Raw genomic sequence first — 24955 nt, 5'->3', positions numbered from 1 at the left:
GCGGCCGTGGTCGGCGCCGGGCCCGAATGCCCTGCTAAGCAGGGGTAGGCGGGTGGGACGTCAGCCGGCGGCGCGTCGGGCTCGCAGTACGACGTCATCGATGTGGTGGGAGGCAGAGGCGGCGCCTGCGGGCCGGGGCCGCCGGTCGTGCACCTCGATGTTCCAGCCGGGTGAGTCCGCCAGCGCTGTGGCGAAGTCGTCGACACGCACGTAGGCGTCCGGGTCGAATGGCGGCGTGTGGGCCGCGTCGACCGATGCGCGCATCGGTTCGAGGTCGTGACTCACCACGAGCAACGTGCCGCCCGGAGCAACGGCGTTCAGCAGGTTGCGCACGCCGCGCCCGTCGGGTGTTCTGGGGATCGAGGCGTACTGCGCGGACACGAGGTCGAAGGCTGCCGGTTGAAACGGGTCCAGCGCGTTCGCATCCGCGTGCTGGCATTGGATACGCAGGCCGCGACGCTGGGCTTCGACGTTGACGCGGTCCAGCGCACGGTGCGAGATGTCGCTGGCGGTCACGTTCCAGCCCTGTTCGGCAAGCCAGAGCGCGTCGCCGCCCTCGCCGGCGCCGACGTCGAGTGCGCGGCCTGGCGTGAGGCCGGCGACCTCGTTGACAAGTGTGCCGTTCGGGTTGCCGCTCCAGATCTGGTCGCCGCTATAGCGGTGCTCCCAGTCGGCCTGGTTCCCGGATGGCCGCGCCGCGGCGCGGCTGTCGTCGTGGGCGAGGCTCAAGCTGATCATGGCGCCGACCCGGCTGCCGTGGGCGGCGGCCTGCAGCACCTGCTGGCTCGGGTCGGTCACATTGCCGGCCGCGTACAGGCCCCGTACTGTTGTTTCCCCGTTCGCGTCCGTCTCCAGGAAGTCTCCGAGCCCGGTCGGGTGCGAGGCTGGGCGCAGACCGAGCGTTGCGAACGGTTCAGCGGGTGCCCGGAATCGGGGGATGACCGCGACCGCGTCCGCATCGAGGTCTTCGTGGTCGGCCAGTCGGACGGCTTCGACGCGGCCGTCCGCGCCGGTCATGATGCGGTTCACGTACCCCGATACGATGTTCACGCCGCCGGCCCGTAGGACATCGAGCTCGGCGTCGTCGACCTCGACAGCGTCGTGGAGCACGACGGTGAGTTGTGCGCTCAGCTGACGGAACAGCTGGGCAGTGTGCAGCCCGATCGGGTGGGTGACGATCTGGACGAGGCGTCGGTCGCGGACCTCGAACCCGTGGCAGAACGGGCAGTGGATGACGTCGCGACCCCAGTGCTGGCGGAGGCCATCGATGTCCGGAAGCTGATCCACGAGCCCGATGGCGGCCAGAACCCGACGAGCCACGACGGAGTGGCCCGTGGCGAGTTCCACCCGGAAGCGGCCATCAGGCATGCGGGTCACGCGTTGCGCGCGGCCGGTCAGGACCTCGCCGCCGTAGCTGCGGACCTCCTCACGACCGACGGTGACCAGCTCGGCTGGCGGGAGTCCCTCGCGACCGAGGTAGCCGTGCATGTGCTCCGCAGGAGCGTTTCGGGGCTCTCCGGCGTCGATCACGATCACCGACCGACGCTGGCGCCCCAGCTGGAGCGCGGCAGCGAGGCCGGCGGCCGATCCGCCGACAACGGCGACGTCGCAGTGGCGTTCGACGGCGGGGAAGGTGTGGTCGCTCATGACGCCCACGCTACGATGAATCGCAAGGAGTGCAAATCTGTTTGCGAAATTTGCAAGAGTCAGGTGAAGGTCATGTCCGAGCTCAACGAGATCGAACGGGTGGTCCGGACCCGACTGCGGGCTCTCCGCAACACGTTGGGCTTCTCGCTCGACGAACTCGCCGCTCGGACCAACCTGAGTCCCTCTACCATCAGCCGCATCGAGACCGGCAAGCGGACGATCAGCCTCGACGTCCTGCTGCCGCTGGCAGCGGCGCTCCACGTCGATCTCGACGCGCTCCTCGACGTACGCAACGACGATGACGTGGTCATCCGTCCGATACCGGACAGCTCAGGTGAGCGCACGACGTGGATGTTGAGCCGGCCGACCGGCCGCACCATCGCGTTGAAGATGCGGCTGGAACCGACACGCAAGACGTTGGAGCAGCGGGTCCACCCCGGTCACGACTGGTTTTTCGTGATCGAGGGGCGGGTGCGCCTGTCGCTGGGCGACCGCGAGGTCACTGTCGAGGCCGGCGAGGCCGCCGAGTTCTCGACCATGACCCCGCATGCCCTCTCGGCCATGGACGGCGCAGCGGAACTCATCATGATCTTCGATCGCGACGGCGAACACGCCCATCTCCACGAGGACACCCGCCGCAGTCCGACGAGGTAGCTCGGGCCTGGCCCTGCGCCCGTCCCGGAACCTGAACCGGGCACGCGCCCGTCCCGGAACCTGAACCGGGCACCGCCGCCGATCCGCGGCCGGCTGACCCGCCGCCAGCGCCTGACGCTGCACCTCCACTTGCACAGCGGCGAGCCCGGTCACCATCGATTAGCCGTGCTTGCCACGTCGTCAACGGGTGACGACAGACTCCGTCGTCCCGGCAGCAGTGCCGTGTGGAGTGGGGCGTGAGAACGGGCCCGGCGGTACTTATACCATTTCCGTTATCGACGGGATGGGGCAGGCCGCGCCGGAGGGCCCTACCTACACACTGACGTTGATCGGCCAGAGCGCACTCACAGGCGATCGGTCCGCCTTGCGAACGAGGTCAGTGCTCGTCGTAGTGGCCTGCGTGTGCCGCGTGCCGGTGACCGTGGTGGATGTAGTCGAGGTGGTCGCCGTGCAGTACGGGGGAGTGGCCGCAGCCGTCCCCGTGGACGTGGTCGTGCTCTTCCGCGACCGCATGCTGACCCGATGCGCATTCGTCGTAGTGGTCGTCGTGCTCGTGGTGCACGTGCCCGTCGTGGAGGTAGTCGGTGTGTCCGTCGTGCGCGACCGCAACGTGCCCGCACCCGTCCCCGTGGCGGTGCTGGTGCTGCTCGGCGGGGCGGTGGCCCTCGGTGCTGCACTCGTCGTAGTGCCCGTCGTGCGCGTGGTGCAGGTGCTCGTCGTGCACGAAGTCGACGTGCCCGAGGTGCTGCACGCTCGGGTGCCCGCACTCTGGCCCGTGGGTGTGGCGGTGTTCGTCGACGTGGGTGGGGTGGATGGTGCTGGTGCTCATCCGTCCTCCTGAAATTGGCTCGCCCCAACAATATATGCGTGAAGACGCATCTGTCCGGTGATTGGGAACATAGCCGCGCCGTGGCGACGGCGACGACGGCTGGCGGCCGAACGGGGGCGGCGAGCTGTGAAACGAAAACCAGTACCGTTAGGTTGTGAGTCGACCCTTCGACGGCGGAGGTCTCGTGGCGCCGGAAGCGCTTGAGTGCTGGCCAAGGCACCTGAGCCGGCCTCGGCGGCCCGGCTGCCCCTGACACGGATCCTCGCTGCGGTCAAGCGGGCACGGCGCCACCACGCGACGGTCAAGGCTGAGGCGATTCGAGATGCGCCACGGACCGAGCACCTGCGCCAACCGTCCGTCGTGACAACCGCGTACGCCGTCACGGTCCGCGCACAGATCGCCGTCCTGGCCACCCTCAACGCCGAGATCAAGACCTTGCAGGACCAGGTGAGGGACCATCTTGGTCAGCACCCGGACGCTGATATCTACGTCAGCCAGCCTGGGTTGAGCGCTGCGCTCGGCGCCCGGGTGCTCCCCGCTACTACGGCCAACTCCGCGCTCGCGGCGTCGGCCACCGCGCCGCGCTACCCCAGCTCGGCAACCGACTCGTCGGCGTGCTCCACGGCTGCCTGAAACCAAGACCAACTACGACAAGAGACCGCCTGGCCCGACCTCACGGAACGCTTAGAACATGTCGCTTGACGGCCCTGCGTCGGGGTGGTCGGCTCAGTCCGCCAGATTCATGATCTTGTAAAGACGCTGGTCTACCGTGGTTTCTTGGCGGACTCCGATCCGCGGCTACCTTCTTTCGGTTCCCGTGGGCTCCCCCGGGCAGCAGGAGCACCCAGGCGCGCACGCACATCCGTCACCGGCGCCGTCGGCGCTGGGTGCGGCCACGGTCAGCGGGACTGCGCAACAGTTGTCCCCGCGCCACGCTTGCCGGCCTTCCTTGACCGCGACCACGGCGATCGCCAGCGCCGCGATCGGGTCGGCCCACGACCAGCCGAAAAGGCTGTTGAGGGCCAGGCCGACGAGCAAAACCGCCGACAGGTAGGTGCACAGCAGTGTCTGCTTGGAGTCGGCCACCGCCGAGCGGGAACCAAGCTCGCGGCCGACGCGACGTTGTGCCGCCGACAGCACCGGCATCACCACCACCGACAGTCCAGCCAGTACCAACCCGACCGTGGAGTGCTCGGCCTCGGCGCCGCCGAGCGCCCGTACCGCCTCGACCGTGACGTAGGCGGCCAGGGCGAAGAACGACAACGCGATGACACGCAGCGCGGCCTTCTCCCGGGCCTCGGGATCCAGGCCGGCGAACTGCCACGCCACCGCAGCCGCGGACGCCACCTCGATGATGGAATCCAGACCGAAGCCGATCAGCGCGGTCGACGAGGCGATCGTGCCGGCACCGATCGCCACGATCGCCTCGACGACGTTGTAGGTGATCGTCACGGCGACCAGCAGCCGGAGCCGTCGAGCGAGCACGGCGCGGCGGGCCGGCGCGGGACCAGCCGGCGCCAATGGAACCAATCGCAGGCTCATCAGCAGCAGTCCTCGCCGGAGTCGCCGCACGCGGCCGGGTCCACGGCGAGAACGACACCAAGGAGGTCGCCCAACGCGTGGGCGAGCCGAACGTCAGCCAATTCGTAGCGGGTACGCCGACCCTCGGCAACGGCCACGACCAGGCCGCACCCGCGTAGGCAGGCCAGATGGTTGGACAGGTTCTGCCGGCTGGTACCCAGCAGGTCGGCCAGCTCCGCCGGGTAGCCGGGTCCGTCCCGCAGGGCCAGCAGTAGCCGGGCGCGCAGCGGTTCGGACAGGGCGTGGCCGAAGCGGGCCAGTACCTGCGCGTAGGTCAACGTCTCCACCACGAAATAATACATCCAACGCTGAATCCAGCAGAAGATGTACCGAGGCAAGGGATGACCCAAGGACGACGCCCACCTTCGGGCCGTTCCACATCCAAGACCACGAACTTGGCGGGCTGGGACAGCTACCCAGGCACCCGGCCTTGACAGCCAAACCACACCGGCGGGCGGGCTGGCCACCAGCACCTTCGCCGCCCAGGACCCGGCGTTCATCGCCGCCATGGACGCCCTCGCCGCGCATCTGCGGGCGGACCGGCCCCGACCGGCGCCGGCCGCCGACCCGTTCGCCGACGAACGGGCGGTCACCGCACCATGGCAGCCGCCGGCCTCGCCGTCACCGCGATCAGTGAGCACCGGATCGAGAGCCGCTTCCGCGACGTGGACCACTGGATGGAGTGGATGTGGTCGCACGGTGGACGCGCGCTGCTGCGGCGCATCCCGGCCGAACATCTCGCCGCCGCGACCGACGCAGCGCGAGCACTCAGACCCGCCTGCCTGGGCCGGGGCGGCTTGACCTTGACCACCGGAATTCGGGTCACCGTCGCGACGCCGCAGCCAGCCGCCGCATGTCCAGAACCGTCGTAACGATTCCTACGGCGCATGACAGGCGGGGCAGGGCGTCGGTCCCAGCGACGCATAATTGTGGCACCGCAGGTAGAAGGCGAGATCGAAAGCGCCGAGTAGGCTACGGCCGCCAGCAAGGAGAATGCGTTCACGGTGACCCAGACGATGCAGAACGTAACCCGTAACACCCGTCAGCGGGGCGAGGTGCTGGCACTGCTGCGCGAGGTCGAGGGGTTCCATTCGGCACAGCAGCTGCACCAGATGCTGCTCGCCCGGCAGGCGCGCGTCGGCCTCACCACCGTGTACCGGACGTTGCAGATGCTGGTCGAGGCCGGCGAGGTCGACTCCACGCGGCTGCCCGGCGGCGAGCAGTTGTTCCGCCTGTGCAGCCAGAGCGCACACCATCATCATCTGGTCTGCCGCCAGTGCGGACGCACGGTGGAGGTCGCCGGACCCGCCGTCGAGCGGTGGGCCGACCAGCTGGCCGCCCAGCACGGCTTCACCGACGTCGCCCACACTCTGGAGGTCTTCGGCACCTGCGCGGAGTGCTCCCGCTGATCACAGCCATTCTTCGCTGAGGGAGGTCTCGTACCTCGGAGAAGGCGTTGTCCAGTGCCGGGTTGGTGTTCGGCCGGCGAGGGCGATGGTGCGGGTCGACGATGTCGGAAGCGGCGTTGGTCGATATGTGGGCGGCGCGGCGGTAGGGGGCAGGATCTTCAGGTCATCGTGCTCAACAAGACGGACCTGGTCAGCGACACCGACCTGGACGAGATCCGCCAGCGGCTCCGCCCGATCAACGCCCTCGCCGAGATCATCCCGGCCCAGCAGGCGAAGATCGACCTGGACCGGATCCTCGACGTCGGCGCGTTCGACCTCACCCGGGTGCTGCAGACCGACCCGCAGTTCCTCACCGACACCGACCACCAGCACGACACCACCGTCACGTCCAGGTCCACCTTGCCGCCGAGGGCTTCCGCATGCTCGCTGACCCGACCCGGATCAAGATTCTGTGGGCGCTGCTGCACGGTGAGTCGTCGGTGGCATGTCTTGCCGAGCTCGTCGGTGCCGTGCCGACCGCGGTCAGTCAGCATCTGGCGAAGCTTCGCCTGGCCGGTCTGGTCCAGTGCCGCCGCGAAGGTACCTTCGTCTACTACTCCGCCGCCGACCTCCACGTGCGGGCGCTGCTGGCCGAGGCGCTGTACCACGCCGACCACACCGACCGGAACCTGTCCGACCACCCCGCCGACGACCACGACTACCACGCCACCGCCGGTGCGGGCGCCGGCCGGAGCCGGTAGCTGCCACAGCCGTTCGCCGTGCGGTCCGACAGGTCCGTCAGGGTTGCGTCAGGACTTCGCAGCCATCCTCGGTCACCACGAGCGTGTGCTCGAACTGGGCTGTCCAGCTGCGGTCTTTGGTCACGGCTGTCCAGCCGTCGCTCCACATGTCGTACTCGTGGGTACCGAGCGTGATCATCGGTTCGATGGTGAAGGTCATCCCCACTTCCATCGTCGTGGTCAGCCGGGGATCGTCGTAGTGGGGGATGTGCAGCCCCGAATGAAACACTTCCGCGATGCCGTGGCCGGTGAAGTCTCGCACCACTCCGTAGCCGAACCTCCGGGCGTACGACTCGATGACCCGGCCGATCGCGTTGATCGGCCGTCCGGGCGCCACCACCCTGATGCCCCGCATCAGCGCCTCACGGGTGCGGGCGACGAGCAGATCCGCTTCCTCGGTGACCTCACCGACCAGGAACGTGGCGCTGGTGTCCCCGTGCACCCCGTGGATGAACCCGGTGACGTCGACGTTGACGATGTCACCGTCCTCGAGCACGGTCGAGTCGGGTATGCCGTGGCAGATGACTTCGTTCAGGGAGGTGCAGCAGGACTTCGGGAAGCCTCGGTAACCCAGCGGCGACGGGTACGCCCCGTGGTCGCAGAAAAACTCATGCACCACGCGGTCAATCTGGTCGGTCCGCACGCCGACGGTGCAGTGGGCGCCGGCGAGTTGCAGCGCCTGCGCGGCCAGCCGACCGGCTAGCCGCATCCGCTCGATGGTCTCGGGAGTTTGCACGTCGGCGCCGCGCCACGGCTTCGGGCCCGGCCGCCCGACGTACTCCGGACGAGGGATCGTCGCGGGAACGGACCGCTCCGGGGACAGCCGGCCGGGGGCAAGCGCACTACGAACGGTCATCCTCCCAGCCTAGCAATCATGGGAAAGGAAAACCATTTCCATTAAGGCGCCCAGGTGCCGCGTACGCGCGTCTGCCGTCTCCTGCGCTCACCGCCGGCCGTGCGGGTGTGGGCTGCCGATACCGGGCAGGTGGATGCGTTCACCACTGCGGTTGAAGATGGAGAGGACTTCGACCGGTTCACCGCCGAGGGCGGCGACGCCGTGTGGGATGCGGGTATCGAATTCGGCCGCTTGACCGGCCTCGATGACGAGTTCGCGGTCGCCGAGGATGACCCGGGCGCGGCCGCGTAGGACGTAGAACCATTCGTAGCCGTCGTGGCTGCGGGTCTGCATCGGCTCGGTCGTGGGGGTGAAGGTCATCTTGAATGTCTGGACGGGCGCGGTGTCGGGCGACAGGTATTCGACGGTGAGGTTCCCGAAGTGTCTGGTGCGCGACTGCACTCGCGGGTCGGGCGCATGCCACATCAGCAGGTCGTCGAGGCTCAACCGCAGGGCCCGGGTGACGGGCAGGAGCAGTTCCAGGTTCGGTGCGCGCTTGCCGGCTTCAAGCCGCGAGAGGGTCGAGGCGGAGATACCCGTGATCTCGGAAAGCGCCTCCAGGGTCAGGTCGTGCTTGAGACGGGCAGCGCGCGAGCTCGGACACATCCCGCCCGCCGAACACGAGGCCCTACACGCGATGACCCAGCCGGTCACCGCACCCCTGAAAACCAGCTAACCAACTCTCCATCAAACCCGGGGCTTGACACTCCCCACCATGCATGTCCTCGTGGGAGGTGGTCTCACAGCCCGCTTCGACCCGCGCGGTGTTCCAGTCCTCCGAGGCAGGGGAACAGCGCCATCCGCCGCCGAACCGTCGTGGCCTGCTGAACAGCATTGCGAAGGCGTAGTTCCCGCCGTGCCCGTTGACGATCACCAGGCTCTCCACGCCCGACGCCCGCAGGGACTCGTCGACATCCTCGATCACCGCGAGTAAGGTGCGGGCACTGATACTCACCGTCCCGGCGAACCCCGCGTGCTCATGCGAACACGAGATCGTCAGCGGCGGCAGCAACAACACCGGATAATCCTCAGCAACACGCCCGGCAACCAAACACGCAACCACCGTGTCCGTGATCAAGGGCAGGAACTCGCCGTGCTGCTCAAAGCTGCCCACCGGCAACACCGCCATCCGAGCAGCACGGACACGCTCATCACCGGACGTCGCGATCGGAAGCAGAAAGGTCACCCGGACAGCCTGCCACGAGCCGACGACGGCCTCGTCCATGCATCGCAGCGCGCGAGGCCCCGCCGGGTCAGGCGCCCGCGAACCGACGCAAGGCTCACCCTGCTTGGCCTCACGGCCAACACCAGGCCCAGCGACCTTCGGACCATCGGCTACGTTCGGTTACCGGCCAACGACGGCCAGCGCTCGGATCGCGGTAGTTTAGTGCAGCGGGGGCTGTCTCGCTAACGGTGTTTCCGGCGATCTTGGTTAGTAGGTTTCAGCGGCTGGGAAGCGGTCGCTGAAGGTGATGGCGAAGGCGTTCAACGCGGGTTTCCAGCGCATCGTCCATCGGGTTCTGCCTGCTCCGGTGGGGTCCAGGGATCGGGTCACCAGGTACAGACACTTCAACGCGGCCTGCTCGTTGGGGAAGTGGCCGCGGGCCTTGACCGCCCGCCGGTAGCGGGCGTTGAGCGACTCGATCGCGTTCGTGGAGCAGATGACCTTGCGGATCTCCAGGTCGTAGTCGAGGAACGGGATGAACTCCGCCCAGGCGTTGTCCCACAGGCGAATCACCGCCGGATACCGCCCGCCCCGCTTCTCCGCGAGGTCGTCGAACGCCGCCCGGGCGGCGGTGGCGTTGACCGCGGTGTAGATCGGCTTGATGTCGCGCTTGAGTTCGTCCCAGTAGCGGCGTGAGGTGAGCCGGAACGTGTTGCGGATCAGGTGGATCACGCACGTCTGCACCACGGTCCGGGGCCAGACGTTCGTGACCACCTCCGGCAGGCCTTTCAGGCCGTCGCAGACGAGGAAGAACACGTCCTTCACGCCCCGGTTGCGCAGGTCGGTCAGCACGCTCATCCAGAACTTCGCGCCCTCACCGCCCGTGCCAGCCCACAGGCCGAGGATGTCCTTCTCGCCCTCGAGCGTGACTCCGATCGCGGCGTAAAAGGGCCGGTTGGCGACCTGCCCGTCGCGGACCTTGACCACGATGGCGTCGATGAACACGGCGGCGTAGATCTCATCCAAGGGCCGGTGCGACCAGTCCGTCATCTCCTCGATCACCTTGTCGGTAATCCGCGAGATCGTCTCCTTACTGACCGAGGCGCCGTAGATCTCGGCGAAGTGAGCGCTGATCTCCCCGGTCGTCAAACCCTTGGCATACAACGACAACACGACCTCGTCGACCCCCGACAACCGGCGCTGCCGCTTCTTGACGATCTGAGGCTCGAACGTGCCAGCCCGATCTCGCGGCACCTCGACCTGCACCGGTCCGTTGGCCTCGGTCAGGACCGTCTTCGACCGGGTGCCGTTGCGGATGTTGCCCGACCCAGCACCGGCCTGGTCGTTCAGTGTCGCGGTCATCACGGCACCCTCCTCACCAGGCACAACGCCCAGCAGGTCAGGCCGGAAACACCGTTAGATCCACACGCCCGTGCAGCGGGTCCCTCCACGAAAAGCACCGACAGGGCGACTCGTGTGAAGGTTCTGCCCGTGGCTGCGACGGCGTTAAGCCCTGAAGCATCGTCCGGTCAAGGACGAATCTGTGGGCCTCGCTGGTGGTTGTCGTCTGGCTCGGGCGGCGGATCGTCGGGTGGTGAGCGGCGCATCGGGGTCCGGTTCAGCAGACCCGCGCCAACGGCGATGGCGAGAAAGATCGCTCCCACGGCGAGAATGGTCAGGACTACGTATTTGAGGATTTCCATGCTGGTTTCTGCCGTTTCATGGCTGGTAGCGGTAGCCCATGCCGGGTTCGGTGATGAGGTGGCGAGGTCGGGTGGGGTCGGCTTCGAGCTTGCGGCGTAGCTGTGCCATGTACTGGCGCAGGTAGCTGGTCTCGGTCCGGTACCCCGGGCCCCACACGTCGTGCAGGAGCTGTCGTTGGCTGATCAGCTTGCCGGGGTTGCGGAGCAGTGCTTCGAGGACTCCCCACTGGGTGGGGGTCAGTTTGACGTCGGTGCCGTCGTCGCGGGTGACGGTGTGGGCGGTGAGGTCGACGGTGTGCGGGCCGAGCCGCGCGGTGGGGCTGACCGGGTCGGCGCCGGCCCCGTGGCGGCGGGTGGCGGCGCGGATGCGGGCGAGGAGTTCGTCGACGCCGAAGGGTTTGGTGACGTAGTCGTCGGCGCCGGCGTCGAGGGCGTTGACCTTGTCGTCGCTGCCGGCGCGTCCGGAGAGGACGATGATGGGGACGGTGGTCCAGCCGCGCAGTCCGCGGATGATGTCGACGCCGTCGAGGTCGGGCAGGCCGAGGTCGAGCACGACGAGGTCGGGTGGGTGGCTGGCGGCGGCTTTGAGCGCGGCGGTGCCGGTGGCGGCGATGTCGACGTCGTAGCCGCGGGCGCGCAGGTTGATGCGTAGGGCGCGCAGGATCTGGGGTTCGTCGTCGACGACGAGGATGCGGTTCATTCCTGCGGGCCCTCCGGGGGGTCGGTCGGTGTGGCGGCGGGCAGCCGCAGCACCATGGTGAGTCCTCCGCCTGGGGTGGTTTCTGGGGTGATGCTGCCGCCCATGGCTTCGGCGAGGCCGCGGGACAGGGCGAGGCCGAGGCCGACGCCGGTGGTGTTGTCGCGGTCGCCGAGGCGCTGGAACGGCAGGAACACGTGCTCCCACTGGTCTTCGGGGATGCCGGGGCCGGTGTCGATGATGCGGAGTTCGACCTGGCCGGTGTGGGCGCTGGCGGTGATGGTGGGTGGTTGGCCGGGTGGGCTGTGGCGCAGGGCGTTGGCGATGATGTTGACCAGGACCCGTTCCAGCAGGCCCGGGTCGGCGGTGACGGCCGGCAGGTCGGCGGGGATGTCGGTGCGCACGTCGGCCGCGGATGGGCCGAGTTCGTCCAGGGCCCGGGGTACGGCGTCCTCCAGACCGATGGGTACGGGGTGGACGCCGAGCGCGCCGGCCTGCAGCCGGCTCATGTCGAGCAGGTTGGCGACCAGCCGGCTAAGCCGGTCGAGGGACTCGTCGGCGGTGGCGAGCAGCTCGGCCTGGTCGTCGGGATCGAAGTCGACGTCGTGGCTGCGCAGGCTGGACACGGCGGCTTTGGCCGACGCGAGGGGTGTGCGCAGGTCGTGGCTGACGGCGGCGAGCAGCGCGGTGCGCATCCGGTCGGCCTCGGCCAGGGGCCGGGCGGCGGCGGCCTGCTCGGTGAGGCGTTCCTGGCGCAGCGCGACGGCGGCCTGGGCGGCGAACGCCTCGACGACCCGCCGGTCGGCGGCCTCGAGCCGGCGGCCGGCGAGGACCACGGTGAGCCGCTCGTCCACCGGCACGGACGTCTCCCCCGCGCTCGGGCTGCACGGCGGCGCGTCGCCGACGCTGGCCACCACCCGCCACGCCTGCTCGTCCCGGGCCCGGCCGGGACGCCCCTCGGCCTCGGCGACCAGCTCCAGCACGCTCACCGCGCGCAGCCCGAACGTCTCGCGGAGCCGGTCGAGCAGGGCGGTCAGCGGGCGTGCACCGCGCAGGACCCCGCCCGCGACGGTGGCCAGGGTCTGGGCGTCGGCGGAAGCGCGTGCGGCCTCCCGGGTGCGCCGCGCCGCGACATCGACGATCCAGCTGACCGCGACCGCGACGCCGACGAAGACGCCGATCGCGAGGAGGTTTTCCCCCTCGGCGATGGTGAGCGTGTAATAGGGCGGGGTGAAGAACCAGTTGAGCAGCAGCGATCCGCCGAGCGCGGCGACCAGCGCCGGCCACAGGCCGCCGACCAGCGCGACGCCGACCACGGCGGCGAGGAAGAGCAGGATGTCGCTGGTCAGGGTGAGGCCGGGCAGCGCCTTCAGCAGCGCGGTCAGGGCGGGCATGCCGAGGCCGGCGAGCGCGAACCCCAGCAGCCGCCGCCGACGCGACAGCGCCGCCGGCACCTCGGCCCCCCGCCGCCTGCGGCCCGCCTCGGGGTGGGTGACCAGGTGGACGTCGATCGGCCCGGACAGCGCCGTGGTGGTGACGCCGACGCCCTGGGAGAAGATCTGCGCGATCCGGCCGCGGCGGCTGGCGCCGAGCACGAGCTGGGTGGCGTTGACGCCGCGGGCGAAGTCGAGCAGCGCCGCGGGGATGTCGGTGCCGAGCACCTGGTGATAGGTGCCGCCGAGGCTCTCCACCAGGACCCGCTGCCGGGCCAGCTGGGCCGGGTCGGCTCCGGCGAGGCCGTCGCTGCGGGCGACGTGGACGGCCAGCAGGTCGGCGCCCTTGCTGCGGGCGGCGATCCGGGCGGCCCGGCGGATCAGGGTCTCCCCTTCCGGCCCGCCGGTGAGCGCGACCACCACCCGCTCGCGGGCCTCCCAGGTGGCGGAGATGCCCTGCTGGGCGCGGTAGCGGTCGAGCTGCTCGTCGACCTTGTCGGCGAGCCAGAGCAGGGCGAGTTCGCGCAGCGCGGTCAGGTTGCCGACGCGGAAGTAGTTGCCGAGCGCGGCGTCGATCTTGTCGGGGCGGTAGATGTTGCCGTGGGCCATCCGGCGGCGCAGCGCCTCCGGGGTCATGTCGACCAGCTCGACCTGCTCGGCGGCGCGCACGATCTGGTCCGGGACGGTCTCGCGCTGGGTGGTGCCGGTGATCTGCGCGACGACGTCGTTGAGCGACTCGAGGTGCTGGATGTTCACCGTGGTCAGCACGGTGATCCCCGCGTCGAGGAGTTCCTGGATGTCCTGCCAGCGCTTCTCGTTGCGGGAGCCCGGAACGTTGGTGTGGGCGAGTTCGTCGACCACGGCGACGTCGGGCCGGCGGGCCAGCACCGCGTCGAGGTCCATCTCGGTGAACTCGGCGCCCCGGTAGGCGACGGTGCGTCGGGGCACCACCTCGAGGTCGCCGATCATCGCCGCGGTGTGCGGCCGGCCGTGGGTCTCGACCAGGCCGATCACCACGTCGGTGCCGCGCTCGGCCCGGCGGTGGGCCTCCTCCAGCATCTCGTACGTCTTGCCGACGCCCGGGGCGGCCCCGAGGTATATGCGGAGCTCTCCCCTTGCCACGAAACAATCCTCCCTGATCGGGGGGTCACAGGTCATCGGACGGTCGAGCGACGCGGGCGGGGCCAGCAGGTGGTGACCCCGCCCACGATCGTCCGGTCAGCGGGCGGGGAACTCCTGGTCGAGCGCGAGGTTGAGTTCGAGCACGTTGACCGCGGGCGCGCCCATGAAGCCGAGGGCCCGGCCGGTCGTGTGCTCGGACACCAGGCGGCGGATTGCCGCCGGGTCCGCGCCGCGCTCGCGGGCGACCCGGTTGACCTGGATTGCCGCGTATGCGGGGCTGATGTGCGGGTCGAGGCCGCTGGCGCTGGCGGTGACCGCGTCGGCGGGCACCGCCGGGATGGCGGGGGCGTCGCCGCGGATCGGGGTGATGAGCCCGCCCTCGGCGCGGTAGTCGTGGCCGGGCTGGGCCGGCTCGACCGGCACCCCCTGGTAACTGCTCACGAAGGGGGCGGCGGGGGCGGTCTGGTTGACGCTGACCACTCGGGTGACCGGGCCGGTGAGGCCGTCGCGGTGGAACACGGCGAGCACGGCGCCGACCCCGTCGGGGGTGCAGTAGGGCCGCCGCCCGTCGACGCCGTCGAGTTCCCCGACCGCCTTGCTGCGGGAGCAGACCTGGGTGAGCAGGCTCTGCGTCGAGTCGTCGGGGTTGGTGGCGTTGGTGTCGACGATGTCCTCCGGGCCGAGGTTGCTGGCCGAGGTGGAGGTGGGGTCGTAGCCGTCGCCGGCCGCGGACGGCCGGGACTGGAAGTAGCGGGGGACAGGGTTGCCGTCGGCGTCGGTGAACGACTGCCCGATCAGGCTGCTGCCGACCGTGCGGCCGTCGACCGATACCAGAGAGCCGTCGGCCTTGCCGTCGAGGCCGGGGACCCGGCCGACGGCGACCATGGCGAGCGGGTAGGCGAGGCCGAGCAGGACGGTGAACACGAGCAGCGCGCGCAGCGCGGCCAGGTGTTGGGCGAGCCAGGTGGGTAGACGCATCACGAGATCCCCGGGATGAACTGGATGAACAGGTCGATGAGTTTGATGCCGAGGAACGGCACGATAAGGCCGCCCAGGGCGTATACCAGCAGGTTGCGGCTGAGCAGCTGTGACGCGCTGGCGGGCCGGTAGCGCACGCCGCGCAGGGCCAACGGGATCAGCGCGATGATCACCAGGGCGTTGAAGATGACCGCGGACAGGATCGCCGATTCGGGGCTGTGCAGCCGCATGATGTTCAGCGTGTCCAGGCTCGGGTAGATGCCGGCGAACATGGCGGGGATGATCGCGAAGTACTTCGCCACGTCGTTGGCGATGCTGAACGTGGTCAGGGCACCGCGGGTGATCAGCAACTGCTTGCCGATCTCCACGATCTCGATCAGCTTGGTCGGGTCGGAGTCGAGGTCGACCATGTTGCCGGCCTCCTTCGCGGCCGACGTGCCGGTGTTCATGGCCACGCCGACGTCGGCCTGGGCGAGGGCCGGCGCGTCGTTGGTGCCGTCGCCGGTCATCGCGACCAGCCGGCCGCCCTCCTGCTCCTTGCGGATCAGGGCGAGCTTGTCCTCGGGGGTGGCTTCGGCGAGGAAGTCGTCCACCCCCGCCTCCTCGGCGATCGCCTTCGCGGTACGCGGGTTGTCGCCCGTGATCATCACGGTGCGGATGCCCATCGCGCGCATCTCGTCGAAGCGCTCCCGCATGCCGGCCTTGACCACGTCCTTGAGGTGGATGACACCGAGCGTGCGGGCCTGCTCACCCTCGACGTGTTCCGCGACGACCAGCGGGGTGCCGCCGATGCCGCTGATCTCGTCGACCAGTTGGCCCACCTGCTCGGTGGGGTGGCCGCCGTTCTCGCGGACCCACTTCATCACCGCGGTGGCCGCACCCTTGCGGATCCGCCGCGCCGGCCCGGAGTCCTCCGAGGTGAGGTCGACGCCGCTCATCCGGGTCTGCGCGGTGAACGGCACGAAGGTGGCGTGCGGGATCAGGCCCGGCTCGCGTTCCCGCAGCCCGAACTCGTTCTTCGCCAGCACCACGATCGACCGGCCCTCGGGGGTCTCGTCGGCGAGGCTGGACAGCTGCGCCGCGTCGGCCACCGTGGCCAGGTCCACCCCGTCGACCGGCACGAACTCGTCGGCCTGCCGGTTGCCCAGGGTGATGGTGCCGGTCTTGTCCAGCAGCAGGGTGTTCACGTCGCCGGCCGCCTCGACCGCCCGGCCGCTCGTCGCCAGGACGTTGCGCTGCACCAGGCGGTCCATGCCGGCGATGCCGATCGCCGACAGCAACGCCCCGATGGTGGTGGGGATCAGGCAGACCAGCAGGGACACCAGTACCACCCCGGTGACTCCGGCGTCGGTGATAGCGCCGGTGTCCGGGGCCGCCACCTGGAAGTTCTTCGAGAAGATCGCCAGGGGCTGCAGTGTCACCACCGCGAGCAGGAAGATGATCGTGAGCGCGGCGAGCAGGATGTTCAACGCGATCTCGTTCGGGGTCTTCTGCCGGTTCGCCCCCTCGACCAGGTTGATCATCCGGTCGATGAAGCTCTCCCCCGGCTTCTGGGTGATCATCACGACGATCCGGTCGGAGAGGACCTTCGTGCCGCCGGTGACCGCGCTGCGGTCCCCGCCGGACTCCCGGATCACCGGGGCGGACTCGCCGGTGATGGCGGACTCGTCGACACTGGCGATGCCCTCGACCACGTCCCCGTCGCCGGGGATGATCTCGCCGGCCTCCACCACGACGATGTCGCCCTGCCGCAGCTGCGGGGCGGGGACCGACTCGGTGCGGTAGGTCCCCGCTGCGGCGCCCGGGGTCCAGCCCAGCGCGCGGGTGGCGACGGTGTCCGTCTTCGCCTTCCGCAAGGCGGCGGCCTGGGCCTTGCCCCGGCCCTCGGCCACCGCCTCGGCGAGGTTGGCGAAGATCACGGTCAGCCACAGCCAGACCGTGATCGCCCAAGCGAACACCGACGGGTCGGCGACGGCCAGCAGCGTGGTGAACAGCGCGCCGATCTCGACGATCAGCATCACCGGGCTGCGCCACAGGGTGCGCGGGTCCAGCTTGCGCAGCGCGTCCGGAAGGGACCGGATCATCTGCTTCGGGTCGAGCAGGCCGCCGCCCCGCTCGCCCTGGGTGGCCGGTGTGCCGGCGGTTGCGGCGTCCGCCGTACCGTGCGGTGCCGGCGTGGAGGTGGTCATGTCGTTCTCTCTCATGATGGTCACAGCCCCTCAGCGAGAGGGCCGAGCGCGAGCGCGGGAAGGAAGGTCAGCGCCACGAGGACCACCGTGACGCCGACGACCATCCCCACGAACAGCGGTCGGTGGGTCGGCAGGGTGCCCTCGGAGGCGGGGGTGGGTTTCTGGCGCGCCAGGGAACCTGCCAGGGCGAGCGCGAAAACAATCGGCAGGAACCGGCCGAGCAGCATGCACAGCCCCAGGGCGGTGTTCCACCACGGGGTGTTGACGGTGATGCCGGCGAATGCCGAGCCGTTGTTGTTGCTCGCCGAGGTGAACGCGTACAGCACCTCGGACAGGCCGTGCGGGCCGACGTTCAACGCCGTGGAGTTGTTGCCGGTGGCGAACGCCGCGGCCGTGCCGGCCAGCACCAGGGCCGGGGTGATCAGGAAGTACAGCGAGGCCAGCTTGATCTCCCGCGAGCTGATCTTCTTACCCAGATATTCCGGGGTCCGGCCCACCATCAGGCCGGCGACGAACACGGTGATCACGGCCAGGATCAGCAGGCCGTACAGGCCGGCGCCGACACCGCCGGGGGCGACCTCGCCGAGCATCATGTTGACCAGCAGCATCCCGCCACCGAGCGCGGTGTACGAGTCGTGGAACGAGTTGACGGCGCCGGTCGAGGTGAGCGTGGTGGCCGCGGCGAAGGTGGCCGAGTTCGACACGTCGAACCGGACGTCCTTGCCCTCCAGCGCCGCGCCGACCGCCTGCGGCACGGTCCCGTTGCCGGCCAGCTCGAAGACGTTGGTCAGCGTGATGCTGGCCAGGGCGAGGATCGCCATGACCGCGGCGATCGCGTAGCCCTGGCGGTTCTGGCCGACCATCCGACCGAAGACCCGGGGCAGACTGAACGGGATCATCAGCAGCAGGAAGATCTCCAACCAGTTCGTCCACGACGTCGGGTTCTCGAACGGGTGGGCGCTGTTGACGTTGTAGAAGCCGCCACCGTTCGTGCCGAGGTCCTTGATCGCCTCCTGGCTGGCCACCGGGCCGCCGGTGAGGTGCTGGCCGCCACCGGTCAGGGTGCTCACGTCGGTGCCGCCGGACAGGTTCTGCACCGCGCCACCGATCATCAGCACGATCGCGGCGAGCACACAGATCGGCAGCAGGATCCGCAGGGTGATCCGGGTCAGATCGACCCAGAAGTTGCCCAGCTCCCCGGTCCGGCTGCGGGCGAACCCACGCACCAGAGCGACCGCCACGGCGATGCCGACCGCGGCGGACAAGAAATTCTGCACCGCCAGGCCGGCCATCTGCACCAGATGGCCCATCGTCGACTCACCCGAGTACCACTGCCAGTTCGTGTTGGTCACGAACGACACCGCGGTGTTCCACGCGCCATGGGTCATCACCGGATCGAAGCCCAGCGACAGCCACAGGTGGTTCTGCAGCCGCATGAACGCGTACAGGAACAGGACCGACACCGCTGAGAAGGCCAGCAGGCTGCGGGCGTACACGCCCCAGGTCTGCTCGGCGGCGGGGTTCACCCCGACAAGCCGGTAGATCCCCCGCTCGACGCGGGAGTGCCCGGTGCCGGAGACCACCCGGTACATGTAGTCACCGAACGGCTTGTGCACGGCGACCAGCGCCGCCACGAGGGAGAGGATGAACAGCACACCGGCTGTCGTCACGGTCATCAGAAGCGCTCCGGGAACAGCAGGGCGACCACCAGGAACACGGCCAGGCCGATCGCCAGCACCAGACCGATCGCGTTGACGGCGCTCACAGCTTCTCCACACCCCTCACCACGAGGGCGAGCACTGCGAACAGCGCCACCGTCAACACCACGAACACCACGTCAGACACGCTGACTCCTCATGTACCGGACTCGTTCGTCGCGGCCGCCGATCGGCCGCGCCGGGCAATCACAACGCCACCCGCCCCTCTACGACAGGGGCTATAACGCGACCATCACGGCGAACCGGCGCTTTTTAACGCCTTCTTCACGCCGTCCCACGATCGGGTGGCCCGGGCCACCCTCGGGGGCGAGGATCAGGCGGGCCGGCCCCACGACGGCAGCAGCGGCGGCAGGTCCCTCAACATGGCCGTCGAGCCGCGGCCGGGGCATGCCTCGGGCGGCTCACCCGGCATGGTCCGGCCGTACTGGTCGGGCAGGTTTCCCCAGCCGCCGACGGGGCGCGGAGCGCGCGGCGGCGCGGGAGGGGTGTCGGCGGCACGGGTGACGGTGCACAGATGCGTCCAGTCCTCACCGAGGTCGAACACGTAGGCGAACGACATCCCCGGGCGCAGCAGCGCCAGCCGGCAGGACCGGCCGTCGCGGGTGCCCGGGAAGGCGGGACCCGCCCGCCAGGCCGACCAGCTCACCTGCACCCCGCCGGGCAGGACGAACATCCGCAGGTGACCCAGGTCCCAGCGGCCGAAGGCGACATCGACCGCCTCGGCGAACTCCGCGAACGTGTGCACCGGGCTGGCCGCGAAAACCCGACCGGGCCGCGGCCACCAGTCCCGGCCGCGCCCCGTCACCAACTCCACCGCAATCGACAACCCCGCCGTCGAAGCCTCCCCGGCGCGCGCGGCTGGCACGACGTCAGCGCCCATCCGGCCCACCGGGCCTGCTGCCGGGCGGACTCGCCACCGTGTTCGTCTCCCAAGGGCAGCGTCGGGGCGTCGGCGCGGGCCGCTGCCCGGCACGGTCCTCGGCGGACATCGCCATGCGCCGGTAGCCGGCGCCGAGAGCCGCGGCGAACAGGATCAGCGGCGCATACGACCACCCGTCGCCGCCGGTCAACTCGCCGAACCGGTTGGCGAGGAACCCCACGAAGACCGCCACCGCCAGGGCCGTCACCGCCACCACCGCCCGCAGGTCCCCCACCCGAGCGGCGTACAACCCGACCACCGCGGCGATGACAAGCACCCGTGCGGGCAGCTCCGCAGCCCCGAACACCGCCGCCGCCACCAGCGCGGCGCCGGTGACCACCACCGCACCGGCAGCCACCTTGATGCCCACCGGCGTCGGCTCACCGTAGACAACACGCCCAGGACCTCGATCGACACTCACCACACGCCTCCGACAACAGCCAGGGCCCGCGCCTCGGACCCGCCGTGACGTCCATGTCAGCCCCGCCAGCCAGCCACCGCCGACGACTTTCACGCGACCGCTACGACCACCGGCCGAATTTTCACGGCAATACGACGCGCCCCCCGTGCCGACGATCGGAAGACGCCACCGATGAGCGGCCCACCTACAGGCCGACACCGCACGGTGAGGCGCACGAGGCAATCGGGATGGCCCCGTCGAAGGCGGAAACGGTTGCGGGACGATCCGATGCAGCCGGGCCGGCGACCATCGGATGCGGCCCGGGCGCCGCTGCGCGAGACGCCCCAAAACCGTCCCAATACGGTCGGAACCGGTGGCGGCCACGACGTGCCCGGGACCGCTCGCCGCGCCGCCGAACCTGGCCGCTCGGCACTGCTGCGGCGCCTGCCGGCGCCGGTGCGCGGTCGCCATCCCCGACACCACCCAGCGGCCCGCGCCCGCACAGACTCGGTTGCGTCCACGGGAGTGGTGTACGACTTGCCCGTGATGGGCGTGTTGCGTAGATAGGAGACGGCCATCGCGTGATCCTTCGAGACGACCAAGTCATGAAGGAGAGGAACGCGATGCCCGCATCTGAGAGTGTGAACCCTGTTGAGCTGCTGCGCGAGCAGATCGAGGGCGCGTCGCCGGACGTGTTGCAGGCGATGGTGAAGACGTTCGCGCAGGCGTTGATGTCCGCCGAAGCGGACGCCATCTGCGGTGCCGCCTATGGGCAGCGCAGCGACGAGCGGGTGAACTCGCGCAACGGCTACCGGCGTCGGGAGTGGGACACCCGCACCGGCACGATCGACCTGGCTATCCCGAAAGCTGCGTCAGGGCTCCTATTTCCCGGACTGGCTGCTGACGCATCGCCGGCGGGCGGAGCAGGCCTTGGTGTCGGTCGTGGCGACGTCGTATCTGCTGGGGGTGTCCACGCGGCGGGTGGAGAAGCTGGTCGAGCAGCTCGGGATCCGGCAGTTGTCGAAGTCGCAGGTCTCGGAGATGTCCGCCCATCTGGACGCCCAGGTCGAGGCGTTCCGCAACCGGCCTCTGGACTCAGGGCATTACACGTTCGTGTGGATGGACGCGCTGACGATGAAGGTCCGCGAACATGGCCGAACCGTCAACGTCCACGCCCTGATCGCCGTCGGCGTCAACGCCGACGGAGGACGCGAAGTGTTGGGCCTCGACGTCGCCTCCGACGAGGACGGCGCCGGCTGGCTGGCGTTCCTGCGCAGCCTGACCGCCCGCGGCCTGTCCGGGGTCCGGCTTGTCATCTCCGACGCCCACGCCGGGCTCGTCGCCGCGATAGGGGCGGCGCTGCCGGGAGCATCGTGGCAGCGCTGCCGGACCCATTACCTGCGGAATCTGCTGACGAAGGTGCCGAAGTCGGCGCAGCCGTGGATCGCCACCCTGGTGCGCACGATCTTCGACCAGCCCGACGCCGACGCTGTCCGAGCCCAGTTCGACCGCGTCGTGGCCACGATCGAGGCGAAGTTCCCGGCCGCGGCCGAGCACCTCGACACCGCCCGAGACGACCTGCTCGCGTTCACCGCTTTCCCGCGTGAGATCTGGCGCCAGATCTGGTCGAACAACCCGCAAGAGCGGCTGAACAAGGAAATCCGCCGCCGCACCGACGTCGTCGGGATCTTTCCCAACCGGGCGGCGATCATCCGCCTCGTCGGCGCGGTCCTAGCCGAACAGACCGACGAATGGACCGAAGGACGCCGCTACATGGGCTTGGAACTCCTCGCCAAAGCCCGCCTGATGACGATCGACACCAGCCAACACGACATCGAGCAGCCCGACCCAGCCCCGATCGCCGCCTAACATCAAACCGGATCCGCGATGGCCGTCTCCTACACCACCAGCGCGGACGTGACCCCGACCGCCGGTCGCAAACCGGGGTTCGTGTGCTCGGTGTGTGCTCCTGGGCTGCGTGAACGGCGGTCGTGGGAACGTGGGTGAACGTGGGCCACTCCCTGCCACCCCAGGTGAACCCCCAGGTCGCTAGACTAGGCCCTCGCGCCCTCGTAGCTCAGGGGATAGAGCATCGGTTTCCTAAGACGACGCTCTATCTGTACCCAGAGGCCCACTGCCTGCAGGTTCCTATTTGCCTTTATGTTAGCGGGTCGCACAGGCGCGTTGCTGTGCTCGCTTGCCGAAGATCGGCAGAACATGTGTAAGTCCTGCTCAGGCCACGCTTCGGTCGGCCCACGTGTCCCTGCCGCGATCCGGCAAAGCTGCCGCGCCGCGTTAGTCTACGGTGCCGCAAGAGCTTGGGCCAGCAGCGTGGCGAGTTTGGCTGCGCGTGCCGGGTGGTGATGGCCGACTCAGAGAACTCGTCCGATGAGGTATGGAGCGAAGTCGGGGTGGTCGGTCCGGTGCTGGGCGGCGAGGCCGGTGCGGGCGGCGTTGTGGAGGATGGCGCGGAGCTGGTCGTATTCGTCGCGTGGTGTGGCGGGGTGGTGGTTGACGACGAGTCCGGCGAAGAGTTGCCGGTCGGCGCGCCCACGGACGCGGGTCTTGGCTGGGTGGACTCGGAAGCCCTCTTCGCGGGCGATGTCGGTGACGGCGGCGATCGGGTGTGGATGCGGCGGGTGGTGAGGTTGCCGGAGAAGGCGAGGTCGTCGGCGTAGCGGGTGTAGGTGGTCTCGAAGGCGTCGGCGAGGCCCGTGAGGCGTCGGTCGAGTCGGTAGGCGCACAGGTTGGCCAGTGCCGGGGAGGTGGGCGCGCCTTGGGGCAGGTGGCCGGTGCCCAGCGCGGCGAGCCGTGTCGCCCGGTGGGGTAGGCCGGTGGGTGCGCGGCGGAGGACGGGGTGTGGGGTGCGGGTGGTGCAGAGTCCGGTGAGGGTGTGGGCGACGGGTTCGGGGTATCCGGCGGTGCGGAACAGTCCGTGGACCCGGGTGGCGGGGATGTGGGTGAAGAAGCCGAGCGGGTCGATCCGGACGACGACCGGCTGTGCGGCGTGAGCGGCGGCGAAGGTGTGTGCGGAGCGGCCGGGTACGAAGCCGTGGGCGGCGAGGTGGACGGGGATGCGGCCGAGGACCTCGGCGAGGAGCCGGCGTTGCAGGGCGCGGAGCCGGGACTTGGCACCTGTGGTGTGGTGCCGGGGTGAGTGGTCCTTCCCTGAGTTGCCCCGGAGAGACCGTGACCGGACCCCGCACGGAAGACCGGCTTGGTCAGCTCGGGACACGCCGCCATGGGAGCAGCGTAGAGAACGGAGACCGTCATCGGTGTCCCCGGTGCGTGTGGCGCGGTGGAGAGAACCGTGCAGGGCTGGGTCTCGCTGTCGTGGGACAACGGGCGTGCCGGCCGGAGTGCCTCGCGACTGTACGGCGCTGTTGATCGGTCGGTAGGCGGTACCGGTGTCGGGTCGATGTCGGCGCGGATCTCGCCGTGCCTGCTGGGGCACGCCGGTGACCCTGACGACGGCAGGCCAGAGAATCTAGGCTGAAACGACTAGACATCCTCGGTGGCGTGGAATACTCTTCTGCGAGTCGAGAGAGAAGATCCGTCAAGACGCAGACGGAGCCGCCCGGCCGTGGGGTCACGACGGACGGCAAGAAGCGGGATTCGTTCCGCCAGAATGGCAGTAGGAGCACGTCAGCCCCAACGTGTGATGCGCGATGGGGCACGCGGGTGGGGCCAAGGCTTGCTCAGGGTTCCAGCTGATGTTCGCCGCACCTGTCGGGGCCATGAAGTCGTGTGGGCTCCGGCGCCGGCGGGACCGTACGACCGCAAGGTAGGTAGAAGCAGAGGAAAGGGAGGGCCGTTCACCGTTGGATCGCCCGCCAGCAGCCGTAATCCAGGCTCGGCGGACACCGCAGTTTCCATCGAACGAGAGGTGGTCTCCGGTCACGCATATGCGATCCTCGCACCCGAAGCCTTCAGCGGCTGGTGCGGATACGACAAGCCGACGCTCCTGTCGGCAGATGGTGTTCTGACCCGTAACCCTGGGCCCCGGCGCTTGTGCGCCGGGGCCCTCGACGTGGAGGTGACATGGGGCGAAACCCCGACGACATGTTCGGCGACGAGAACACTCCGGCCTACACCATTGGTCAGGCCGCGGAGATGCTCGGCACCACGCAGGACTTCCTACGCCGCCTAGACGAGGCGAAACTGATCAACCCGCACCGCTCTGCCGGCGGACACCGCCGCTACTCCCGCTACCAGTTGCGTCTGGCCGCCCGGGCCCGCGAGATGGTGGATCAGGGCACCGCCCTGGAAGCCGCCTGCCGGATCATCATCTTGGAAGACCAGCTCGAGGAAGCCCTGCGGCAGAACGAGAAGCAGTAGCGCCGAGCACCACCATGACCAGCAGGCACAGGGTCAGCTCGTCGGCCGTCGCGGCAGCCTGGCCGGGTCGCTCTCGGCTGAGGTCGTCGGGCGATGAGCCGGCCGCCCGCCAGAGCGAGAGCCCCCGTCCCCGGCTCGGTCCCGGTGGCCCGTACTCCTGCTGTCGCACCTCTTCGCATCCCGGCCGTCGGCCGGGATGTTGCTGTTCGTGACCGGCGGTCGGAGGCGGCCGTCGGCCGCCGGTGCCCGCGCGGGGCGGGTCGGCGGCGTGTAGCGTCCGACCATGGGCAGCGGCGGGACGGACAACGTGGGTGCCGGGTGGCGCACCGCTGGTCCGCGCCGCCGCCTGAATCAGATCGCTCCCCGCTGACGCGAACCCATCGCGCCGGCCACTCCACCCTGCCCGCCAAGATCACCCGGAGTCACATTGAGACTCCTTAAGGCGACGCCCTATCTGTACCCAGAGGCTCGCTACCTGTGGGTTCCTATTCTGTCTTCA

Annotated in this window: 22 protein-coding genes and 5 pseudogenes; 8 read left to right on the top strand and 19 right to left on the bottom strand. The window is 69.5% G+C overall.

From position 1 onward, the window contains the following. Nucleotides 1–60: 60 nt before the first annotated feature. Nucleotides 61–1647 (bottom strand): bifunctional NAD(P)/FAD-dependent oxidoreductase/class I SAM-dependent methyltransferase, encoded by a 1587-nt coding sequence (locus F8274_RS03185; RefSeq protein WP_151460745.1) that lies wholly within the window; start codon nucleotides 1645–1647, stop codon nucleotides 61–63. A gap of 72 nt (nucleotides 1648–1719) precedes the next feature. On the opposite strand from F8274_RS03185, the gene F8274_RS03180 reads away from it, so the two are divergent. Then, nucleotides 1720–2301 (top strand): helix-turn-helix domain-containing protein, encoded by a 582-nt coding sequence (locus tag F8274_RS03180; protein WP_151460744.1) that lies wholly within the window; start codon nucleotides 1720–1722, stop codon nucleotides 2299–2301. A gap of 376 nt (nucleotides 2302–2677) precedes the next feature. Here the strand turns inward: F8274_RS03180 and F8274_RS03175 are convergent, their stop codons facing one another. After that, nucleotides 2678–3130: a hypothetical protein gene (locus F8274_RS03175; RefSeq protein ID WP_151460743.1), complete on the bottom strand. Its 453-nt coding sequence runs from the start codon at nucleotides 3128–3130 to the stop codon at nucleotides 2678–2680. Nucleotides 3131–3334: 204 nt separating this feature from the next. On the opposite strand from F8274_RS03175, the gene F8274_RS03170 reads away from it, so the two are divergent. After that, on the top strand, nucleotides 3335–3763 hold the full coding sequence (locus F8274_RS03170; RefSeq protein WP_225853576.1) for a hypothetical protein: 429 nt from the start codon (nucleotides 3335–3337) through the stop codon (nucleotides 3761–3763). Between the two features lie 165 nt (nucleotides 3764–3928). Here F8274_RS03170 and F8274_RS03165 read toward each other — a convergent pair whose 3' ends face one another. Further along, nucleotides 3929–4672 carry a cation transporter gene (locus F8274_RS03165; protein ID WP_151460742.1) on the bottom strand — a complete coding sequence of 248 codons (744 nt, stop codon included), beginning with the start codon at nucleotides 4670–4672 and terminating at the stop codon, nucleotides 3929–3931. Then, nucleotides 4672–5013, bottom strand: coding sequence for a helix-turn-helix transcriptional regulator (locus tag F8274_RS03160; protein ID WP_151460741.1), 342 nt, complete (start codon nucleotides 5011–5013; stop codon nucleotides 4672–4674). Before F8274_RS03160 ends, F8274_RS03165 begins: the two co-directional genes overlap by 1 nt. Before the next feature lie 145 nt (nucleotides 5014–5158). On the opposite strand from F8274_RS03160, the pseudogene F8274_RS31125 reads away from it, so the two are divergent. Next, nucleotides 5159–5583, top strand: a pseudogene (locus tag F8274_RS31125) (methyltransferase type 11); the annotation flags it as partial. A 144-nt stretch (nucleotides 5584–5727) separates the two neighbouring features. Next, the gene (locus F8274_RS03150) at nucleotides 5728–6120 is read left to right on the top strand and encodes a Fur family transcriptional regulator (RefSeq protein WP_151460740.1); all 393 of its coding nucleotides are present in this window, start codon (nucleotides 5728–5730) and stop codon (nucleotides 6118–6120) included. Here F8274_RS03150 and F8274_RS03145 read toward each other — a convergent pair whose 3' ends face one another. Next, nucleotides 6121–6492, bottom strand: coding sequence for a hypothetical protein (locus F8274_RS03145; RefSeq protein WP_151460739.1), 372 nt, complete (start codon nucleotides 6490–6492; stop codon nucleotides 6121–6123). Between the two features lie 17 nt (nucleotides 6493–6509). Between F8274_RS03145 and F8274_RS03140 the strand changes: the two are divergent. Further along, nucleotides 6510–6860 (top strand): annotated as a pseudogene (locus F8274_RS03140) (ArsR/SmtB family transcription factor); the annotation flags it as partial. 37 nt (nucleotides 6861–6897) lie between these two features. Here the strand turns inward: F8274_RS03140 and map are convergent. The 13 genes and pseudogenes from map to F8274_RS03075 all read right to left on the bottom strand — a co-directional run bounded on the left by map (nucleotide 6898) and on the right by F8274_RS03075 (nucleotide 20088). After that, nucleotides 6898–7755 (bottom strand): type I methionyl aminopeptidase, encoded by an 858-nt coding sequence (gene map, locus F8274_RS03135; protein WP_151460737.1) that lies wholly within the window; start codon nucleotides 7753–7755, stop codon nucleotides 6898–6900. Between the two features lie 87 nt (nucleotides 7756–7842). Then, the gene (locus tag F8274_RS03130) at nucleotides 7843–8448 is read right to left on the bottom strand and encodes a helix-turn-helix domain-containing protein (protein ID WP_225853575.1); all 606 of its coding nucleotides are present in this window, start codon (nucleotides 8446–8448) and stop codon (nucleotides 7843–7845) included. Continuing rightward, complete coding sequence (locus tag F8274_RS03125) at nucleotides 8423–9019, bottom strand: creatininase family protein (RefSeq protein WP_225853574.1); 597 nt, start codon at nucleotides 9017–9019, stop codon at nucleotides 8423–8425. The genes F8274_RS03130 and F8274_RS03125 overlap by 26 nt, the downstream gene beginning before the upstream one ends. Before the next feature lie 207 nt (nucleotides 9020–9226). After that, a pseudogene (locus F8274_RS03120) lies at nucleotides 9227–10306 on the bottom strand (IS256 family transposase); the annotation flags it as partial. A 182-nt stretch (nucleotides 10307–10488) separates the two neighbouring features. Then, entirely contained in the window at nucleotides 10489–10662 is a 174-nt protein-coding gene (locus tag F8274_RS31120; RefSeq protein WP_192579681.1) for a hypothetical protein, read from the bottom strand. Nucleotides 10663–10678: 16 nt separating this feature from the next. Then, nucleotides 10679–11362 (bottom strand): response regulator, encoded by a 684-nt coding sequence (locus tag F8274_RS03115; RefSeq protein WP_151460736.1) that lies wholly within the window; start codon nucleotides 11360–11362, stop codon nucleotides 10679–10681. Next, nucleotides 11359–13914: a DUF4118 domain-containing protein gene (locus F8274_RS03110; RefSeq protein ID WP_151460735.1), complete on the bottom strand. Its 2556-nt coding sequence runs from the start codon at nucleotides 13912–13914 to the stop codon at nucleotides 11359–11361. The genes F8274_RS03115 and F8274_RS03110 overlap by 4 nt, the downstream gene beginning before the upstream one ends. 96 nt (nucleotides 13915–14010) lie before the next feature. Continuing rightward, nucleotides 14011–14892: a potassium-transporting ATPase subunit C gene (locus tag F8274_RS03105; RefSeq protein WP_151460734.1), complete on the bottom strand. Its 882-nt coding sequence runs from the start codon at nucleotides 14890–14892 to the stop codon at nucleotides 14011–14013. After that, nucleotides 14892–17081 carry a potassium-transporting ATPase subunit KdpB gene (gene kdpB, locus F8274_RS03100; RefSeq protein WP_151460733.1) on the bottom strand — a complete coding sequence of 730 codons (2190 nt, stop codon included), beginning with the start codon at nucleotides 17079–17081 and terminating at the stop codon, nucleotides 14892–14894. The genes F8274_RS03105 and kdpB overlap by 1 nt, the downstream gene beginning before the upstream one ends. Nucleotides 17082–17101: 20 nt before the next feature. Then, complete coding sequence (kdpA, locus tag F8274_RS03095) at nucleotides 17102–18757, bottom strand: potassium-transporting ATPase subunit KdpA (protein WP_151460732.1); 1656 nt, start codon at nucleotides 18755–18757, stop codon at nucleotides 17102–17104. Then, a complete protein-coding gene (gene kdpF / locus F8274_RS03090; RefSeq protein ID WP_091080931.1) occupies nucleotides 18757–18846 on the bottom strand; it encodes a K(+)-transporting ATPase subunit F in 90 nt (29 codons plus the stop codon). Before kdpF ends, kdpA begins: the two co-directional genes overlap by 1 nt. 266 nt (nucleotides 18847–19112) lie before the next feature. Beyond that, nucleotides 19113–19613 (bottom strand): plasmid pRiA4b ORF-3 family protein, encoded by a 501-nt coding sequence (locus F8274_RS03080; RefSeq protein ID WP_225853573.1) that lies wholly within the window; start codon nucleotides 19611–19613, stop codon nucleotides 19113–19115. 55 nt (nucleotides 19614–19668) lie between these two features. Next, entirely contained in the window at nucleotides 19669–20088 is a 420-nt protein-coding gene (locus F8274_RS03075; protein WP_151460730.1) for a hypothetical protein, read from the bottom strand. Nucleotides 20089–20741: 653 nt separating this feature from the next. On the opposite strand from F8274_RS03075, the pseudogene F8274_RS03070 reads away from it, so the two are divergent. Continuing rightward, nucleotides 20742–21987, top strand: a pseudogene (locus tag F8274_RS03070) (IS256 family transposase). 449 nt (nucleotides 21988–22436) lie between these two features. Beyond that, the gene (locus tag F8274_RS31730; protein ID WP_225853581.1) at nucleotides 22437–22796 is read left to right on the top strand and encodes a hypothetical protein; all 360 of its coding nucleotides are present in this window, start codon (nucleotides 22437–22439) and stop codon (nucleotides 22794–22796) included. Nucleotides 22797–22825: 29 nt separating this feature from the next. On the opposite strand, the pseudogene F8274_RS32530 reads toward F8274_RS31730, so the two are convergent. Beyond that, nucleotides 22826–23353, bottom strand: a pseudogene (locus F8274_RS32530) (hypothetical protein); the annotation flags it as partial. 806 nt (nucleotides 23354–24159) lie between these two features. On the opposite strand from F8274_RS32530, the gene F8274_RS03060 reads away from it, so the two are divergent. Next, nucleotides 24160–24456, top strand: a complete 297-nt coding sequence (locus tag F8274_RS03060; RefSeq protein ID WP_043326983.1) for a helix-turn-helix domain-containing protein — start codon at nucleotides 24160–24162, stop codon at nucleotides 24454–24456. Nucleotides 24457–24955 lie beyond the last annotated feature (499 nt).

This window comes from Micromonospora sp. AMSO31t (assembly GCF_008868175.1).
Lineage (GTDB): Bacteria > Actinomycetota > Actinomycetes > Mycobacteriales > Micromonosporaceae > Micromonospora.
The sequence above is the reverse complement of the archived record's forward strand: the minus strand, read 5'-3'. Positions and strand labels throughout refer to the sequence as shown.

Excerpts from the sequence above, each read along its gene's own strand:
- F8274_RS03185 (WP_151460745.1), bottom strand. The coding sequence starts at position 1,647 with ATGAGCGACCACACCTTCCCCGCCGTCGAACGCCACTGCGACGTCGCC.
- F8274_RS03180 (WP_151460744.1), top strand. The coding sequence starts at position 1,720 with ATGTCCGAGCTCAACGAGATCGAACGGGTGGTCCGGACCCGACTGCGG.
- F8274_RS03175 (WP_151460743.1), bottom strand. The coding sequence starts at position 3,130 with ATGAGCACCAGCACCATCCACCCCACCCACGTCGACGAACACCGCCAC.
- F8274_RS03165 (WP_151460742.1), bottom strand. The coding sequence starts at position 4,672 with ATGAGCCTGCGATTGGTTCCATTGGCGCCGGCTGGTCCCGCGCCGGCC.
- F8274_RS03160 (WP_151460741.1), bottom strand. The coding sequence starts at position 5,013 with ATGTATTATTTCGTGGTGGAGACGTTGACCTACGCGCAGGTACTGGCC.
- F8274_RS03150 (WP_151460740.1), top strand. The coding sequence starts at position 5,728 with ATGCAGAACGTAACCCGTAACACCCGTCAGCGGGGCGAGGTGCTGGCA.
- map (WP_151460737.1), bottom strand. The coding sequence starts at position 7,755 with ATGACCGTTCGTAGTGCGCTTGCCCCCGGCCGGCTGTCCCCGGAGCGG.
- F8274_RS03125 (WP_225853574.1), bottom strand. The coding sequence starts at position 9,019 with ATGGACGAGGCCGTCGTCGGCTCGTGGCAGGCTGTCCGGGTGACCTTT.
- F8274_RS31120 (WP_192579681.1), bottom strand. The coding sequence starts at position 10,662 with ATGGAAATCCTCAAATACGTAGTCCTGACCATTCTCGCCGTGGGAGCG.
- F8274_RS03115 (WP_151460736.1), bottom strand. The coding sequence starts at position 11,362 with ATGAACCGCATCCTCGTCGTCGACGACGAACCCCAGATCCTGCGCGCC.
- F8274_RS03105 (WP_151460734.1), bottom strand. The coding sequence starts at position 14,892 with ATGCGTCTACCCACCTGGCTCGCCCAACACCTGGCCGCGCTGCGCGCG.
- kdpB (WP_151460733.1), bottom strand. The coding sequence starts at position 17,081 with ATGACCACCTCCACGCCGGCACCGCACGGTACGGCGGACGCCGCAACC.
- kdpA (WP_151460732.1), bottom strand. The coding sequence starts at position 18,757 with ATGACCGTGACGACAGCCGGTGTGCTGTTCATCCTCTCCCTCGTGGCG.
- F8274_RS03060 (WP_043326983.1), top strand. The coding sequence starts at position 24,160 with ATGGGGCGAAACCCCGACGACATGTTCGGCGACGAGAACACTCCGGCC.